Genomic DNA, 16,462 nt, shown 5'->3' with positions numbered 1-16,462 from the left:
TGAAATTTAGTCTTGTGATAAGTCGTATTCAGTAGATGAATATCTCAACCTTCGACCTGAACCTGCTGCGCGTATTCGAGGCATTGATGCGCGAGCAGCATGTTTCGCGCGCCGCCGAGCGTTTGTCACTCAGCCAGCCGGCGGTGAGCAATGCACTCAACCGTCTGCGCGAATTGCTCGACGACCCGCTGCTGGTGCGCGTCGGCCGCAGCATGCAACCGACGCCGCGGGCGCTGGCCCTGGAAGCGCCGATTCGCGCCGCCCTGCAGCAGATCGAGCAGAGCCTGATGGCCGGCGAGGCCTTCGATCCGGCGAGCAGCCGGCAGCGCTTCAATATCGCGGTGACCGACTACGTCGAGCTGATCTGCATGCCGCGCCTGGTCGAGCGGCTCAGCCGGCAGGCGCCGGGGATTCGCCTCGACATCCGCCACCTCAGCCCGAGCCTGCCTGCCGAAGCCCTGGACAAGGGTGAACTGGATCTGGTGCTGGGCCGCTTCGAGGAGACGCCCGCGCGCTTCGCCCGTCGCCACTGGATGAGCGAAACCCTGCAACTGGCACTACGTCGCGACCACCCGCAGGCGGCGGGGGCGCTGGATCTGCAGACATTTCTCAAGTTGCGCCACCTGTGGGTTCACGGCGGTCAGACCCGCGGCATGGTCGACCAGTGGCTGGGCGAACAGGGCCTCAGTCGCGAGATTCTCTACACCACGCCGAACTACCTGCAGGCCGCGCATATCGTCGCCAGCAGCGAACTGGCGGCCGTGCTGCCCAGGCAACTGGCCCGCCACTTCGCCGCGCTCTTGCCGCTGCAACTGTTCGACCTGCCCTTCCCCCTCGGCCCCTTCCACCTGGAAGTCGTCTGCCTGGCGCAGCGCCAACGCGACGCGGCCTTGCAGTGGCTGATCGAGCAGATAATTGCCTGCGGCCAGGGCTGATGGCGCCATGGCGGAGGCTCGTGGAGCGCATGCATACAAGCGCCAGGGGTCGAGTTGAGCCGACACACCGCTGCCACTATCCTCAGGCGGATGCGCCCGCCGTTCACGAGCGGGATCGTTGTGGGTCGGAGAGTGCAAGAAGCGCACATTCGCCGGGAGCATAAACGCAAAGAAACCCCGGACATCGAATGACATCCGGGGACGGTTGAACTACAGCGCAATCAGTTGTAGTTCATCGCATACGAATTATTGTTTTCGTTGCTCTCCACAACCTGCTTGAAGTTATCCGCCGTGAACTTGATACGGTCACCGCGGGTATAGTTCTCTGGCGGGATGGTTATATTGATGACCTTGGTTTGACCGGGATTCAAGGACGGAATAATTGCATCCGCGCCCCAGGATGAATTGTCCGCCAGATAATGCGCGCCGAAAATTTGATTGGCGGGAGATGTGGCCGTGCCATTGTTCCTCACTGTAACCGCAAAGGTATTGGTCTTTCCGTAAACCCGCTTGGCCCCCAGGATTGCGTAGTCGGGCAGCACGACTTTAGCGGGGGTAAGTACTGGCGTTTTGGCGCTTGCATTCCGAGCTGACGAGTCCTTAGCCTTGATGGAAGGCTGTTGACACTGGTAATGGCCCTGCTCCAGTACCGGGATCTGCCCCAAGGGACATTTCGGGATGGGCCCGTTGGGATTAGCCGCCATCACATTTGCCGCAAGGACAGAAAGAACGACGTTGGTCAGCAGGCAAGCAACAGTAGATTTGTTCATTACATATTCCTCAATTTTGATTGTGATTCCTGTCTAAGTCGCACGCGCCTCGAAAGCGGTTCAAAAAATTTATAAATAGACGAATTGCCGATACCACTCTGGCGCAGGCTGCGCTGTTGCGCCGCGATATCCCTCACCACCAAACGCAAAAACGCCATAGCCTTGACTGACCGCTCGGAGTGCGGGCAGGTCAGGCAAAATGGCCTGTGCATGAGTGAGCCTTACGTACGGGATCGAGATGACTGCTTCGGGGTGGTGCAGGCCAACCCGGACCTCAAGCTACGCAGTCACCCGCGCCCCGACCTGAGCGCAGGCGCATGCTGGCGAGCGTCGACAGGCTCATTGGCTGCTCGGGTGCGCCTAGCTGCTGGGGTTCGACAAGGATCAGGAGAAACGCCGGCGCTGGAGGTTCTCGGAGTACTGGATGCTCAAGCGGAGCCCGCACGAGGACGTCCGCGAACAGCTGCCGCAACGACTGTGTGGTGAGGATCCAGATGGTTGCGCCTAGCTGCAGCGCCTGCTGCGTGAGGCCGAGGGCGAGCAGTCGTCCACGCTATTCGCAGCTAGCTACCTGCAATGGAATTACTAGTCGACTTCGCCGATCAACATGCCGTGCATGACCAGGCAGGTTCTGCGGCCACTGCTCAACTTGAGGGGGCTGCGGCTGATGATTTTCCAGCCGTTGTTGAGCATTTGATCAATGTGCGCACGCAGCGCGGGGAGGTACCGTTGCTCTTTCTGAGTATTCATGGCGAGTCCTTTCGTCCAGTGACCAATGCCATTCGCAATGGGCTGCGCTTGTGGTCATCCGTGAAGCGCGTCACAAATAGTACATGGCAATGTGCCACTGGGAAAGCAGTGGGCGAAGATTTTTCGCTGCCGCTGGTAGCGTCGCGGCGGGGCCGAGCCTCATACGGCCGAGCCGACCGCCTCGGCATCCTCGTCGGGTGGCGGCGAGCTGAATTCAAGGTAGCCGTCCTCCAGCTTGCCGTAGCGCAGCAGCACCAGATCGAGCAGGTAATTCTGGTAGAGCTTCCAGGGCACGCGATCGCCCTGCTTGGGAATCCTCTCGGCGGCGCGCTGGATGTAGCCGGAGGTCAGGTCGAGAAACGGCGCTTCCCCGACCCGACGTGCCGGGTCGCGCGGGGTGCACTGGCGCATGCCGATGGCGTCCATGTGCTTGATCAGGCGACAGAAGTACTGGCTGGACAGGTCCGCCTTGAGCGTCCAGCTGGCGTTGCTGTAGCCGAGCACCACCGCGGCATTGGGCAGGTCGCGCAGCATGCTGCCGCGATAGCCCATGCTGGTGGCCGCGTCGAACGGCTGGCCGTCCACCGCCACCTCGATACCACCGAACAGCAGCAGGTCCAGGCCGGTGGCGCTGACGATCACGTCGGCCGGCAGCAGCTGACCGGTTTTCAGGCGGATCCCGGTTTCGGTCAAGCTGTCGATCTGCTCGGTCACCAGCGAGGCCTTGCCCGCCCGCAGCGCCTTGAACAGATCGCCATCCGGCACCACGCACAGGCGCTGATCCCACGGCCGGTAGCGCGGACTGAAGTGGCGCATGTCGAAATCCGCGCCAAGCTGGCGCCGGGCCTGAGCGAGCAGCAGCTTGCGCGTCAGGGTCGGCAAGCCCCTGGCCAGCGTGTAGAAAGCCAGCTGCATGGCCACGTTGCGCGTGCGCAGCAGGCGATAGACCAGGGCCGGCGGCAGCCAGCGGCGCAGCAGGCGGGCCAGTCCATCGCGCTGCGGCAGGCTGACCACGTAGCTCGGCGAGCGCTGCAGCATGGTCACGTGCCGGGCCTTGTCGGTCAGCGCCGGCACCAAGGTCATGGCGGTGGCGCCGCTGCCGATCACCACCACGTTCTTGCCGCTGTAGTCGAAGTCCTGCGGCCACAACTGCGGGTGGATGAATACGCCGCGGAACAGCTCGCGGCCCCGGTACGCCGGGGTATAGCCGGCCTCGTAGCGGTAGTAGCCGGTGCACATCAGCAACTGCTGGCAGCTCAGCAGGCTCGGCTCGGCCGCCTCGCCGCACTGCACCTGCAAGGTCCAGCGCGCCGCCTCGCTGCACCAGTCGGCCTTGAGCACCCGGTGCCGGTAGCGGATTCTGGCGTCGATGCCGTGCTCCCGCGCGGTCTCCTCGATATAACGGCGGATCGACGGGCCGTCGGCAATCGCCTGCGGATCGGCCCAGGGCTTGAAGTTGTAGCCCAGGGTGTACATGTCCGAGTCGGAACGAATGCCCGGGTAGCGGAACAGATCCCAGGTGCCGCCAAGCGCTTCGCGACCCTCGAGGATCGCGAAGCGCTTGCCCGGGCACTGGCGCATCAGGTGATAGGCCGCGCCGATGCCGGACAGGCCGGCACCGATGATCAGGACGTCCAGGTGTTCCACAGCCATGGCCTGCCTCGCTGTCGTATTGCCTGGCCCGGTCGACGACAGCGGCCAGGCGGGTTCACCCGCTACAGGGTAGACGCTGGCCGTCAGCCTGCCGAATGGCTCGCCCAGTGCCAGGCCGATCAGGCCTTGGGGCTTCAATGCTCATTGACCCACGTACTCAACTGGCCAGGCTTGCGAATATTACCCGGCAGACGATTAGTTTCTGCTTAGGTCACGATGCAGCCAGCGATGGATGACGGCCAGCTCGCGCTCACGCGGAAGCGGAAGGTTGGCAATTCAGGGTGTCGGGTCGGACCCGCTACGGCGGCATGATTTTCGCGGCGGCAGGGCGTTCGCCCTGCTTGCTCGATTCATCGAGCTGGCGCGGCGCCAAGGAAAGCAGCCGTGCGGTATTGACCAGCGCCATGTGGCTGAGCGCCTGCGGGAAATTGCCCTGCATGTGCCCGCTGCGCGGGTCGATCTCCTCGGACAGCAGGCCGACGTCGTTGCGCAAGGCCAGCAGGCGCTCGAACAGCGCCTCGGCCTCGGCGCGCCGGCCGGTCACCGCCAGGCAGTCCGCAAGCCAGAAGCTGCAGGGCAGGAAGGCACTTTCGCCCGGCGACAGGCCGTCGACCTCCGCCTCGCTGTCCGCCGGGTAGCGCTGGACCAGGCCGTCGACGACCAGCTCGCGCTCGATCGCGGCAATCGTGTCCAGTACTCGGCGATCGTCGGGCGGCAGAAAGCCCACCAAGGGGATCAGCAGCAGGCTGGCGTCGAGTGCTTGGCTGCCGTAATACTGGACGAAGCTGTTGCGCACCGGATCAAACCCGGCATCGCAGACTTGGCTGTGGATCTTGTCGCGGGTGCGCCGCCATTCATCGACGGGCCCTTCCAGGCCATACCGTTCCACGGCCTTGACCCCGCGATCGAAGGCGACCCAGGCCATCACTTTGGAGTGGGTGAAGTGGCGGCGCGGCCCGCGCACTTCCCAGATGCCTTCGTCAGGCTCCTGCCAATGGCTAGCGAGGAAGCTCAACAAGGCGCATTGAATCTGCCAGGAATGTGGCTGCGGCTCATGCCCTGCCGCGCGCGCCAGGTGCAGGGTGTCCATCACTTCGCCATAGACGTCGAGCTGGAACTGTTCGGCCGCCGCGTTGCCGATCCGCACCGGGGCGGCCTGCAGATACCCGGGCAACCACGCGAGCTCGGTCTCCTCGAGCCGCCGCGCGCCGGTCACGCTGTAGAGGATCTGCATGTCCTCCGGGCTGCCGGCCACCGCGCGCAGCAGCCAGTCCTGCCAGGCCAGCGCCTCCTTCGTGTAGCCGGTGAGCAGCAGGGCGTTCAGGGTGAGCGTGGCGTCGCGCAGCCAGCAGTACCGGTAGTCCCAGTTGCGCGCGCCACCCGGCTGCTCAGGCAGTGAGGTGGTAGGCGCCGCGACTATGCCGCCGGTGGGCTGGTAGATGAGCGCCTTCAGCGTCAGCAAGGAGCGCTGCACCGGCTCCTGCCAGCGACCCTCGAAGCTGCAGCGCTGTGACCACGCCAGCCAGTGACGCTCGGTCTGCGCCAGTACCTGCTCAGCGTCGATGGCTGGCTGCGCCGGCCAGTGCGACGGCCGGAAGTTGAGCACGAAGGGCAACCGCTCCCCGCTGCCGACTTCGAAGTCGGCCTGCGTGGTCATCCGCACGCCGCGCGTGGGGACCGGTGTGTGCAATTCGAGCGAATCCGGCCCGGCGACCGCCAACAGGGTGTCATCGCTGCGGCGCACCCACGGCACGATGGAGCCGTAGTCGAAGCGGATGACCAGTTCCATGTGCATGCTAACGCGCCCGCGCAGGCCTTCGACGATGCGCAGCACGTCCCAACGCTCATTGGACAGCGGCATGCAGTCGATCACGCGCACGGCTCCCGACGCCGTCTCGAAGTCGGTTTCCAGGATCAGGGTGCCTTGCCGATAGCGGCGCCGCACCGCCGTAATCTCGGCGCTGGGCGAGATGATCCAGCGCCCATTGTCAGGGCTGCCCAGCAGAGCGGCAAAACACGCGCCCGAGTCGAAGCGGGGCAGGCACAGCCAATCGATCGAACCATCACGGCCCACCAGCGCGGCGGTCCGGCCGTCGCCGATCATGGCGTAGTCTTCGATGGGCAAAGGCATGGTTCAGCCCGCCACTTCGGGATTGTGCCAGCCACCATCGGCGGCGATGAAATGGTTGGCGGCAGGCGGCCCCCACGAGCCCGGCGCGTAGGCAATGACCGGGGGATGTTTGGCCAGCACCGGTTCCACCACGGCCCATGCCGATTCGATGGCGTCCTCATGGGCGAACAGCGCGCCGTCACCGGCCATCGCGTCGGTCAGCAGGCGCTCGTAGGGGGACTGCTCGCCGGGCTCCTCTTCGAGCAGCAAGAACTCGCGCTGGTCACCGACGAACTCCTTGCCGGCCCGCTTGACGCGGGCGGCGAGTGCAATCGTCGAGTGCGGTGACAGATGAAAGCGCAGGGTGTTGACTGCGTCGGCCTTGACCGCGTCGCCGAACAGATTCTGTGGTGGCGGCTTCAGGCGCACCACCACCTCGCAGGCGGTGAGCGGCAGGCACTTGCCCGAGCGCAGGTACCAGGGCACGCCGCCCCAGCGCCAGGAATCGACATGCACGCGCAGAGCGCAGAAGGTTTCGACATCGGAGTCGTTGGCGACCTGCGGCTCGTCGCGGTAGCCCTGGTATTGCCCGCGCAGGATGTCGTCGGCGCCTAACGGCCGCATGGCGGCAAAGACATCGGCCTTGTGGCGGTGCACGGCCTCGAAGTGGCGGCTGGCCGGCGGCTCCATCGCCAGCAGCGCGACGATCTGGAACAGATGATTCTGCATCACGTCGCGCAGGCAGCCGGCGCTCTCGTAGAAGGCCCCGCGGCCCTCGACGCCGAACTGCTCGGCCAGGGTGATCTGCACGCTGGCGATGTGGTTGCGGTTCCAGATCGGCTCGAGAAAGGTATTGGCGAAGCGGAAATACAGGATGTTCATGATCGCTTCCTTACCCAGGAAGTGATCGATACGGAAGGTCGCGTCATCGGGGAAGGCATCCAGTGCAACCCGGTTGAGTTCGCGGGCCGAGGCCAGATCATGGCCGAATGGCTTTTCGATGATGACTCGCCCACCTTCGGCCAGGCCCGCGGCCTTGAGGCTGCGAATCACCGTGGGGAACAGCGCCGGCGGTATCGCCAGGTAGAACGTCGGCCGCTGCGCCCCCTGCAGCGCCTCTCTCAAGGCTGCGAAGGTGGACCCATCCTGGTAGTCGCCACTGACGTACTGCAGCGTCGACAGGAGGTGGTTGAGTGCACGCGGGCTGACCTCGCCGCCACCTTGCTCGACGCTGTCCCGGGCGCGCGCGCGAAATTGCTCGACGCTCCACTTCGATGAGGCGACGCCGATCACCGGCACCTTCAGCACACCACTGCGGGCCATCGCGTAGAGCGCCGGAAAGATCTTCTTGTGTGCCAGGTCGCCGCTGGCGCCGAACAGCACCAGGGCATCGGCGGACTGGGTCGGGGGAGAGCTGGTGGCTGGGTTCATGTCAGGTCCCGCTTGGCCCGCCGGCGGCCGGCTTCTCGAGGTGGCCGCCGAACTCATGGCGCATGGCCGATTGCACGCGGTTGGCAAAGTCGGCATCGCCGCGCGAACCGAAGCGGGCATACAGCGCCGCGCTCAGCACCGGGGCGGGCACCGCCTCGTCGATGGCTGCCTGCACCGTCCAGCGGCCTTCGCCGGAGTCCGAGATCCGGCCTTCATAGCCGGCCAGCGTGGGGTCGCCCGCCAGCGCTGCGGCCGTCAGATCCAGCAGCCAAGAGCCGATCACGCTGCCGCGGCGCCAGACCTCGGCAATGTCGGGCAGGTTCAGCTCGTACTGGTAATGCGCGGGTTCGCGCAACGGCGTCGTCTCGGCATCGACGGCGTGCTGGCGCAGGCCGATATTCGCGTGATGCAGGATGTTCAGACCCTCGGCATAGGCGGCCATCAGCCCGTACTCGATGCCGTTGTGCACCATCTTGACGAAGTGGCCGGCACCGTGCGGCCCGCAATGCAGCCAGCCCTGATCGGCCGTGCCGGTGCCCGCGCGGCGGCCAGGGGTCGCCGCCACCGTGCCGGCCCCCGGGGCCAGGGTGGCGAACACCGGCGCGAGATGCTGCACCGACTCACTGCCGCCGCCGATCATCAGGCAGTAGCCGCGGTCCAGGCCGGCCACGCCTCCGCTGGTGCCGACGTCCACGTGGGCGATATTCGCTGCCGCCAGGTCCGCGGTGCGGCGCAGGTCGTCGTGATAGTGCGAGTTGCCGCCGTCGATGACGATGTCGCCGGCGTTCAGCAGGGGGGTCAGTTGTTCGAGCAGGGCATCTACGGCCGCGGCCGGCACCATCAGCCAGACCGCACGCGGTGCCTTCAACGTCTCGACGAACTGCGGCAACGTTGCGGCGCCCGTGGCGCCAAGCGCGACCAGGCGCGCGATGCCTTCGGGCGCCTGGTCATGGACCACGCAGTCATGGCCGCCGCGCAGCAGGCGGGTGACCATGCTGGCGCCCATGCGGCCGAGGCCGATCATGCCGATCTGCATCTTTACGCTCCTCTTGAGTGAGTGGGGCGCATCCGCGCGACCGCGGGCATGCTCCGGCGCGGCGCGTCAGAATTAGTTTAGCGCTTGATTGTCGCGGCGGCCTGCCAGTGCACCGACCACTCGGGCCTGTGCATGGGACCGGGGGCGATCGGCACTTTGTGCGCTGCTAGTCAAAGGCCGGGAGCCCTGCACGCGAGGACCCGGGATTGCGCCGACGCGTGGTCGAGCGACTAAGCCGCGGATAGCGGACAAACGGATGACGAGGGGCTTATTGCGCAGCAAACCGACAGCGGCGCCGTGCCTGCACAGGGAGTGGTTAGGTGCCGGCGTGGCGGATTGCGCAACCTTAAAGGGGCTGCCATGTACGCATGGCAGCCCCTTATTGCAATCATTCAGGAATCAACGAATGTGAACGCCTCAAGCGCGGCTCAGGGCTTCTTCTTTGGCCAGGAATTCTTCCTGCAGCAGGGCCTCGGTGACTTGTTCGGGATCTTCGCTCAGGCGCGGGTCATCGATATGCCCGGTGGATACGGCCCTGACCACAAGCTTGCCGACCATGTGCTCGAGGGCATGGCGCATTTTTTCGGTGGCGCCGTCCACGGCCTGATCGAGCGAGGAGGCTTTGTGGGTGACTGAAATGGATTGATGGCCTTTGGGCCGTGCTTCGATCTGGCAGCGCTTGTCGTCGGCGCCGGCCTTGTTGCCATTCTCGTCGCTGAGATGAACTTCAACCCGGGTGAGAAAATCTTCGAAACGGTCCAGCCGCTCGGACACTGTCGCGCTTACCCACTCCTGAAGCCGGACACTTCCTTCGATATGGTTGCTTCTCACATGAATTTGCATGGTATTCCTCGCTTCTGACGGGTCTGTACCTTCGAGGGCAGGCATACCGTCTAGGTTCCGGACTTTGTCGTTGCGGCGCTGACAAAGACCACAATCTGCGACGCTGCAGCTGCGTACGCGCAACCCTGTAGTGCGTTGAGCCTGCATGGGAGCGCTGAGTAGGCGCCCACACATGGCCACGTGACAGTTATGACAATGCCCGACGAGGAAGGCAACCCTTATCGTTGGCGCAAGGGGGTAAATGCTGCCTGGAATGACGCGGACGCGAGCACCCCCGACACCCGGATCAGCCGCTGGACATGGGCTCGGAGGGCGCCGCGCGCAGGCCGACGCCCTCACAGTCAGCTCGCGCGACTAGTCCGGTTGCCCCGGCTGCAGGGGGCCGATGCGCACTGGCCGCATCATCTCGTTGTCCTCGTGCTCGAGGATGTGGCAGTGCCAGACGAACTGGCCGGGCGAGTTGAATTGTGCGCGTAGGCGCGTGACCTGACCGGGGTAGGCGATGACGGTATCCTTGAAACCGCTCTCCCAGGGCTCGGCTGGAATGGGCGCGCTGGCGGGGACTAGTTGCACCTGCCGTTCATCCTCGTTGACGAAGATATCCTGCCGGTCGATGACCTCGAACACCACCTCATGGATGTGGACCGGGTGGGCGTCGGCGGTGGCGTTGTACAGTTCCCAGACCTCGGTCGCACCCACCGCCGGGTTCTCGGTCACCGGTTCTACCCACAGGCGCTTGCTCCACTGTGCCGGCTCCTCGGCGGGGTCGCCGGCCAGGGTGCCCAGCAATGCTTCGGCCGGGGCATCGGCGAAGAAGTCTGACACCTCCTCGATCAGGACCAGGCGACGGGTGACGCTTGCCGCCGGCAGCGGCGTGATCGCCGGCAACTGCAGAAACTGCGGCGGTGTACTCGGATCAACGGCCACGGCCGGCACCACGCGAAACTCCAGGACCTGGCCGGTGGTCGCCGGGTCGGCTATTTCGAAATCGAGACCCGGCTCGCCGCCGCCGAAGGGTTCGTCCGGGCCTACATTGCCCAGCACGTAATTGCCCACTGGCACGTTGCTGAAATCGACAATCAGGTCGGCCCGTTCGGCCAGCCCCATCAGCAGGCGGTTGCCGTGATCGGCGCTGAGGTTGACCGGCGCAGCCAGAAAGCCGCCTTCGTTACCGATCTGCCAGACCTCCACGCCGGGGATATTGCCGAAGTCGAGGATCAGGAAGCGCGACTGGCAGCCGTTGAGCAGGCGCAGACGGTAGCGCACCTGCTCGACGGTCTGGAACGGCCAGGTCTTGCCGTTAACCATCAGTGTGTTGCCGAAGAACTCGGGGTTCCAGGCCGGCGCGATGTCGGTGTCGGGAATGAAGGGGCCGGTAATGTCGTCGAAGAAATCGCGTGAGTCGGGGTAGAACAGCGAGCCATCGACGTTGAACGAACGATCCTGGATAGCGATGGGAATCTCGTAGTAGGTCTTGTTCGGCGGGAATTTGTCGTTCTCCCGCGGCGCCGGACTTGGCAGCTGCGCCGGCATGCCGGAGCGGGTGTCGCTCACCGCGGTGTCGCCATCCGGACCACCACGCACCAGGTAGAAACCAGCCGGGCCGGCGTAGACATTGAGACGGGTCATGCCGAGGGTGTGGTCGTGGTACCAGAGGGTCGAGGCGCGATTGAGGTTGGGATACTGGAAGGTGGCAAAGCCTGGTCCCCAGGTCTCACCGAAGCTGGCCTCGGCCTTGCTGGCGAAGAACCCGTACCAGGTGCCTTCATGGGCAAAATCCTGTGGGATATTGCTGGCGGCGGGCAGGTACCAGGCCTCGGCATAGCCGTCGCTCTCGTCGCCGACGCCAACGGCACCGTGCACGTGGGTGACCATGGGTACCGGCCCGGTGTAGGGCGGCGGTGTGCTGTTGAAGTCCGGTCGCATGTCGCGCCCGGCGATACCGCCGGGTGGGTTGGCCCAGTGCAGGGTCGGGTCCACCGGCAGCAGGTGCGGCAGGTAGTTGCCGACATCGTCCGTGAGTTCGTTGATCCACTTGACCTGGACCGGGGTGTTCCATTTGGCCTCGATGGTCAGCGCGGGGGCGTTATGCAACAACACGCCTCGATTGCCCTTGGCCGACAGCGCGCCATAACCCCAAACGATGGTGGCCGGCAGGCCATCCGGGAGAATCTGCTGGGCAAACTGCTTGACCGATATCTCGTAGTAGTCGACCTGCTTGCCAGCCACCTTATTGATCTTTGCCGCTCTCGGCATGACCGGAGGAATCAGCAAGGGGGTCTGAAACTTGGCAATCTCATCTGGATCGAGTGAGCCACCGGGAATCTGTGCGAGTGCGATGGGCACCCCGTACCGGTCAATTGCATACAGTGTGAGAAAGGTGCCGCCGGTATATTTCAAGAATGTACGCCGCGTGAACATAATGCGAACCCCTAGTCGTCAAATCATCTGAACTGCCGCCTGGGACCGTCCATCAATTTGCCGAAGGCATCCACTTTCAGGTTGCACACGACACGTCGTAACCCAACTTCCCCTGTCTTCCTTGTCTCACCGTTTGACCTGAAGACTGCCTGTATAAACGCGATGCTGTTCGAGAAATACTGCTGCGTGGGCGAAGACAGCACTGGTGCGGCCCATTCGGCCCGCTACCTGAGCATAGCCAGCGTGCGGGCCACCGTTTTGCCACTGGTCATATGCTGCCAAGGGCGCGGGGAGCGTTTGGCGCCAGTGCGCGGCAAAAAATGGGCTTTGCTTGTTCTACCGGCCTTTAGCCAACGAGGGAGATATGACACTCGAAACCTGGGAACTGCTGTCCTACATCGTCACGGTGGTAGCCTTGCCCTTTGCGATTGGCGTGTTCCTCGTCGAACAGCGCAAGGAGCGCGCGAATGAACGGGAAGCCACCTGGCAGCAGATCTCCGATGCCTATATCGACTTCCTCGAAGTGGTACTGGCCAACCCGGACCTGAAGCTGCGCAGCCAGCCTGCCACCCCGGATTTGACCGACGAACAGCGCGAACGCATGTTGCTGATCTTCGACATGCTCATTTCCCTGTTCGAGCGTGCCTATCTGCTGATCTACGAGCCCAACATGGACGCGAAGAAACAGCGGCGCTGGCATTCCTGGGAGGACTACATGCGCGAATGGAGCCGACGCGAGGACTTCCGCGAACGGCTGCCACAGTTACTGCGCGGGGAAGATCCGGACTTCGCCCACTACCTGCAACGCTTGACGGATGAGGAAGCGAGCGCGCCAGAAGCTCCGTAGGTGGCGGTTGAACGCCACCCTGCCTCTGCGCCTGGCGGCGCGACTGCGGATGTCAGGCGAAGACGAAGTACTTGCGCACCGTCTCGACCACTTCCCAGGTGCCCTTCATGCCCGGCTCGACGATGAAGATATCACCGGCCTTGAGGTGGATCGGCGCCTGACCGTCCGGGGTGATGATGCAGTAGCCTTCCTGGAAGTGGCAGTACTCCCACTTATCGTAAGCGACCCGCCATTTGCCGGGGGTGCAGATCCAGGTGCCCATGATCTTGCTGCCGTCTTCCGAGGTGTAGGCGTTGAGGTTGACGGTGTGCGGGTCGCCAGCAAGCTTTTCCCATTTGCAGGCGTCGAGCATCGGCATGGGGGTGGTATCGCGGAGAACGGTGATCGGGCTGGACATGTCTACTCCAAGTTTTTCGGCTGATATAACACCCGCCTAACCTAGAGGGTCTGGCGCCTGCACGGATGTCTGAAGTCGACCCCGAAATGTCTGGAAACGCGCCGTTTGCGCCTGTGGCGGTTCGACCACTGCGCATCGCGCCATTCCGGTCCCACTAAAGGCCTGCTGCCTTGTGAGCCTCTTGAGGCATACAGCCGCTCCATGACCGGGCACAGGCAGGATTGCCGACAGGGAAAACCGGCCCAGCCCAGGGAATATGGCGCTGTGCCGGGGATTTATGCGCGTTAATTCCTGAAGCATCAGGTTTTATCGCCACTTGTACTAAACCTCTGGCGATAAATCGGGCTACCTTATGACTCAGGACAGCAACAAGGAGGACTTAAGCGAATGACGACACCCAGCATCACTTGTCCCCCAATCAGCACCCGCGTGATTCTGCACGCTGGCCGCAGTGCCAAAGCACAGAATGCACGTATAACCATGGAGTCGGAATGACAGACCGTGGGTGCAGGTCAACTACAGGTAGCAACCGAACTTAGCGCTTAGCGCGTAAAGCCGCAGCTCGCGTTTGGGAAAATCGTACAAGGCGAAACAGTAGAACGGTATAACCCGACCATAGGTCAGGATTGATAGCCATAGCGCTAACGAAGCTCCGTTCAGCTGCAGAGCATGGCGATCCAACGCCGCACCCTGGCATCAGTCCAGGCGGCCAGCGACACCTAGCCAGTGCCCTAATAGGGCGTGAACCATCGAAATCCGAGACGCTGCTGCCCCTCATCAGCACCGCCTCGGTTCTGATCCCCCTCCCCTCACGCATTCCTATGCCGATTCAGCATCGACATAGGAATGCGTCCTGTGCGCTGACAAATTTGCCGCGGCGCCCAAGCCCGTTCAGGTGAGTCTGGAATTAGTCGGACACTTCAGTACGACACACCCTACGGCGGGCTGTGGCTTCGCGCCGAACGGAACGCGGCCCGAGCCACGCACAAGCCACCTCCATGGGCACGCAGGGAGTGTGGCAGCCGCGTGCTGTCAGCAGTGCGCACGCCCCTACCGAACCGGCTAGCGGTCACCGGCAGTGCGATGCCAGTTGCTGCTCGGCCCAGGCGCGCACCCCGGCGTAGGGGTAGCTGTCCAGAGCGGCGAAGCCGGCAATGCTGCGCGCCTTGAGCTTGGTCAACAGCGGCACGCTGATGCCGCAGAGGAAGCGGGTCAGGCATTCGGCGCTGGGGGCACTGCCTTTCAGCTCGGCGTGGCGCTGGATAAAGCTGCCGCACAGGCGGTGCAGGTCATGTTCGGCCAAGGCGGGCAGCGGCGGCGGCTCCGGCAGGTGGGCGACCTGGCCATGACACACCGAGCAGTGGCCGCAGCGCTCGGGTGCCTGGCGGTCACCGAAGTAGGCGGCCAGGCGCTGACTCAGACAGTGCTCGGTGGCGAACAGCTCGAGCATGGCGTGGATGCGGGTGATCTCACTGCGTTCCTGCTGTTTGAAGTAGTCATGCAATTCGGCGCTCAGTGCTGCGGGGTCGAAGCCGGCATCGAGCAGCGCATAGACCTCGGTCATCTGTTTGCTTTCCAGCTCAATCCAGCCCTTCTCCTGGAAGTAATCCAGCGCCTTGACCACCCGCCCGCGCTCGGCCTGGTGCTGCTGGTAGAGTACGTCGAAATCCAGGGTGCACCAGGTGCGCGCGCGCTGCGAGCTGTCGAGGATGGCCTCGACGAACTGGCGGCGCTCGCCGTCGAACTTGGCCAGCAGGGCCTCGGGCTCGAGCAGGTGCTTGAAGCGGTATTCGGCGAAATAGGCATAGCGCGGGGCGATGATGCCGCGCAGCTCCAGCTGCACCAGCAGGGTCTTCAGCGGCAGCTGGCGGATGTTGCTCTGTTCGGACAAGGCGCCCAGCATCAGCTCCCACTGACCATCCTGGCTGCTGGCCAATAGCTCGTCGAGCACGCCGCGGATGCCATCCTGCTCGGGCGTGTCGCCATAGACGAAGTTTTCCAGCACGTTGAGGCTGTCGCGGTTGGCCAGCACCAGGCAGTCGGACGGCTGGCCGTCGCGCCCGGCCCGGCCGATCTCCTGGCTGTAGTTCTCGATCGACTTGGGCAAGTCGAAGTGCACCACGTTGCGGATGTCGCTCTTGTCGATGCCCATGCCGAAGGCGATGGTGGCGACGATGCAGTTGATCTGCCCGCCCATGAAGCGGCGCTGGATCGCCTCGCGCGCCTCATGGGCCATGCCGGCGTGATAGGCGCTGGCGGCGATTCCACGTTGGCTCAGGCGTTCGGCCACCTGCTCGGCGGTCTTCTGCTGGGTGACGTAGACAATGCTCGGCTGCTCGGCCTTGGCGCCCAGCCACTCGACCAGCCGCCGCTGCTTGTCGGCACCACTGACCGGCTCGACCAGCAGGTTGAGGTTGGCCCGGTAGAAGCCGGTGGTGATCACATCCGCCGGGGCGATGGCGAACTTGGCCTGCATGTCGGCGATCACCGGCGGCGTCGCGGTGGCCGTGAGCAGCAGCACCTGGGGAATGCCGAACTGGCGCTGGTAGTCGGGCAACTTGAGGTAGTCGGGGCGGAAGTTGTGGCCCCACTCGGAGATGCAGTGGGCTTCGTCGATCACCAGCAGGGAGATCGGCACCTGGCCGATGAAGTTGCGGAAACGTTCGTTCTTCAGGCGTTCGACCGAGATCATCAGGATCTTCAGTTCGCCGGACTTGGCCCGGGCCATCACCGCGCTGGCGTCTTCGCGGCTCTGCGCCGAGTCGATGCTGGCGGCGCTGATGCCGTGGCGGGCGAGAAAGGCCAGCTGATCCTGCATCAGCGCCAGCAATGGCGAGACCACCAGGGTCAGGTGCGGCAGGTGCAGCGCCGACAACTGGTAGCACAGCGATTTGCCCGAGCCGGTCGGGAAGATCGCCGCCGCCGAGCGCCCGGCCAGCACGGCGCCGATCGCCGCTTCCTGGCCGGGACGCAGTTGCTTGAAACCGAAAACACGTTCGAGAGTTGTGTACATGAGCTGTCACTCCGTTGACCGCTGAATGGCCTGTGACCATAGCGCGGTGAGGGTGAGTCAGGCCACCCATAATCGAGACGGTGGGCAGTGACGCCTGCGAGTGCCACGCAGCCATGACATGATCGCGAAACGATCCTCTCGGCCCCTTGCGGGTCGCCGACGAATCGCCAGCCCGAACACCGCGGGAGCAGCGCAACCAGCCAGGCGCGAGGTGCGGAAATGACAAAGCCGCCCGAAGGCGGCCCTGTCGCAGGAG

Annotated in this window: 12 protein-coding genes; 2 read left to right on the top strand and 10 right to left on the bottom strand. The window is 64.1% G+C overall.

Going from position 1 to position 16,462, the window contains the following annotated elements:
- Window positions 1–35 precede the first annotated feature (35 nt).
- Window positions 36–935 (top strand): LysR family transcriptional regulator, encoded by a 900-nt coding sequence (locus tag PH586_RS14550; protein ID WP_271348480.1) that lies wholly within the window; start codon window positions 36–38, stop codon window positions 933–935.
- Window positions 936–1,156: 221 nt separating this feature from the next.
- On the opposite strand, the gene PH586_RS14545 is transcribed toward PH586_RS14550, so the two are convergent.
- The 8 genes from PH586_RS14545 to PH586_RS14510 form a co-directional block, all read right to left on the bottom strand.
- Window positions 1,157–1,705: a CARDB domain-containing protein gene (locus PH586_RS14545; protein WP_271348479.1), complete on the bottom strand. Its 549-nt coding sequence runs from the start codon at window positions 1,703–1,705 to the stop codon at window positions 1,157–1,159.
- 585 nt (window positions 1,706–2,290) lie between these two features.
- Window positions 2,291–2,455, bottom strand: a complete 165-nt coding sequence (locus PH586_RS14540) for a hypothetical protein (protein WP_271348478.1) — start codon at window positions 2,453–2,455, stop codon at window positions 2,291–2,293.
- A 159-nt stretch (window positions 2,456–2,614) separates the two neighbouring features.
- Complete coding sequence (locus tag PH586_RS14535; RefSeq protein ID WP_271348477.1) at window positions 2,615–4,108, bottom strand: flavin-containing monooxygenase; 1,494 nt, start codon at window positions 4,106–4,108, stop codon at window positions 2,615–2,617.
- A gap of 298 nt (window positions 4,109–4,406) precedes the next feature.
- Window positions 4,407–6,239 (bottom strand): glycoside hydrolase family 15 protein, encoded by a 1,833-nt coding sequence (locus tag PH586_RS14530; protein ID WP_271348476.1) that lies wholly within the window; start codon window positions 6,237–6,239, stop codon window positions 4,407–4,409.
- A 3-nt stretch (window positions 6,240–6,242) separates the two neighbouring features.
- Entirely contained in the window at window positions 6,243–7,649 is a 1,407-nt protein-coding gene (gene zwf / locus PH586_RS14525; RefSeq protein WP_271348475.1) for a glucose-6-phosphate dehydrogenase, read from the bottom strand.
- Window position 7,650: 1 nt separating this feature from the next.
- Window positions 7,651–8,685 (bottom strand): phosphogluconate dehydrogenase (NAD(+)-dependent, decarboxylating), encoded by a 1,035-nt coding sequence (gene gnd / locus PH586_RS14520; RefSeq protein ID WP_271348474.1) that lies wholly within the window; start codon window positions 8,683–8,685, stop codon window positions 7,651–7,653.
- 417 nt (window positions 8,686–9,102) lie between these two features.
- The gene (locus tag PH586_RS14515) at window positions 9,103–9,528 is read right to left on the bottom strand and encodes an HPF/RaiA family ribosome-associated protein (RefSeq protein WP_271348602.1); all 426 of its coding nucleotides are present in this window, start codon (window positions 9,526–9,528) and stop codon (window positions 9,103–9,105) included.
- A gap of 354 nt (window positions 9,529–9,882) precedes the next feature.
- Window positions 9,883–11,874 carry a multicopper oxidase family protein gene (locus PH586_RS14510; protein WP_271348473.1) on the bottom strand — a complete coding sequence of 664 codons (1,992 nt, stop codon included), beginning with the start codon at window positions 11,872–11,874 and terminating at the stop codon, window positions 9,883–9,885.
- A gap of 439 nt (window positions 11,875–12,313) precedes the next feature.
- On the opposite strand from PH586_RS14510, the gene PH586_RS14505 reads away from it, so the two are divergent.
- Window positions 12,314–12,796: a hypothetical protein gene (locus PH586_RS14505; RefSeq protein ID WP_271348472.1), complete on the top strand. Its 483-nt coding sequence runs from the start codon at window positions 12,314–12,316 to the stop codon at window positions 12,794–12,796.
- Between the two features lie 52 nt (window positions 12,797–12,848).
- Here the strand turns inward: PH586_RS14505 and PH586_RS14500 are convergent, their stop codons facing one another.
- Window positions 12,849–13,193, bottom strand: a complete 345-nt coding sequence (locus PH586_RS14500; protein ID WP_271348471.1) for a cupin domain-containing protein — start codon at window positions 13,191–13,193, stop codon at window positions 12,849–12,851.
- Window positions 13,194–14,262: 1,069 nt separating this feature from the next.
- Window positions 14,263–16,206, bottom strand: a complete 1,944-nt coding sequence (locus PH586_RS14495) for a RecQ family ATP-dependent DNA helicase (protein WP_271348470.1) — start codon at window positions 16,204–16,206, stop codon at window positions 14,263–14,265.
- Between the last annotated feature and the right edge of the window lie 256 nt (window positions 16,207–16,462).

The sequence above is a fragment of the Pseudomonas aestuarii genome (assembly GCF_027988105.1).
In the GTDB taxonomy this organism is placed as follows: Bacteria; Pseudomonadota; Gammaproteobacteria; order Pseudomonadales; family Pseudomonadaceae; genus Aquipseudomonas; species Aquipseudomonas aestuarii.
The sequence above is the reverse complement of the archived record's forward strand: the minus strand, read 5'-3'. Positions and strand labels throughout refer to the sequence as shown.

What these genes read in the sequence shown, in the direction of transcription:
- PH586_RS14540 (WP_271348478.1), bottom strand. Translation starts at nt 2,455, where the DNA reads ATGAATACTCAGAAAGAGCAACGGTACCTCCCCGCGCTGCGTGCGCAC.
- PH586_RS14535 (WP_271348477.1), bottom strand. Translation starts at nt 4,108, where the DNA reads ATGGCTGTGGAACACCTGGACGTCCTGATCATCGGTGCCGGCCTGTCC.
- PH586_RS14545 (WP_271348479.1), bottom strand. Translation starts at nt 1,705, where the DNA reads ATGAACAAATCTACTGTTGCTTGCCTGCTGACCAACGTCGTTCTTTCT.
- PH586_RS14530 (WP_271348476.1), bottom strand. Translation starts at nt 6,239, where the DNA reads ATGCCTTTGCCCATCGAAGACTACGCCATGATCGGCGACGGCCGGACC.
- PH586_RS14505 (WP_271348472.1), top strand. Translation starts at nt 12,314, where the DNA reads ATGACACTCGAAACCTGGGAACTGCTGTCCTACATCGTCACGGTGGTA.
- zwf (WP_271348475.1), bottom strand. Translation starts at nt 7,649, where the DNA reads ATGAACCCAGCCACCAGCTCTCCCCCGACCCAGTCCGCCGATGCCCTG.
- PH586_RS14500 (WP_271348471.1), bottom strand. Translation starts at nt 13,193, where the DNA reads ATGTCCAGCCCGATCACCGTTCTCCGCGATACCACCCCCATGCCGATG.
- PH586_RS14495 (WP_271348470.1), bottom strand. Translation starts at nt 16,206, where the DNA reads ATGTACACAACTCTCGAACGTGTTTTCGGTTTCAAGCAACTGCGTCCC.
- PH586_RS14550 (WP_271348480.1), top strand. Translation starts at nt 36, where the DNA reads ATGAATATCTCAACCTTCGACCTGAACCTGCTGCGCGTATTCGAGGCA.
- PH586_RS14515 (WP_271348602.1), bottom strand. Translation starts at nt 9,528, where the DNA reads ATGCAAATTCATGTGAGAAGCAACCATATCGAAGGAAGTGTCCGGCTT.
- gnd (WP_271348474.1), bottom strand. Translation starts at nt 8,685, where the DNA reads ATGCAGATCGGCATGATCGGCCTCGGCCGCATGGGCGCCAGCATGGTC.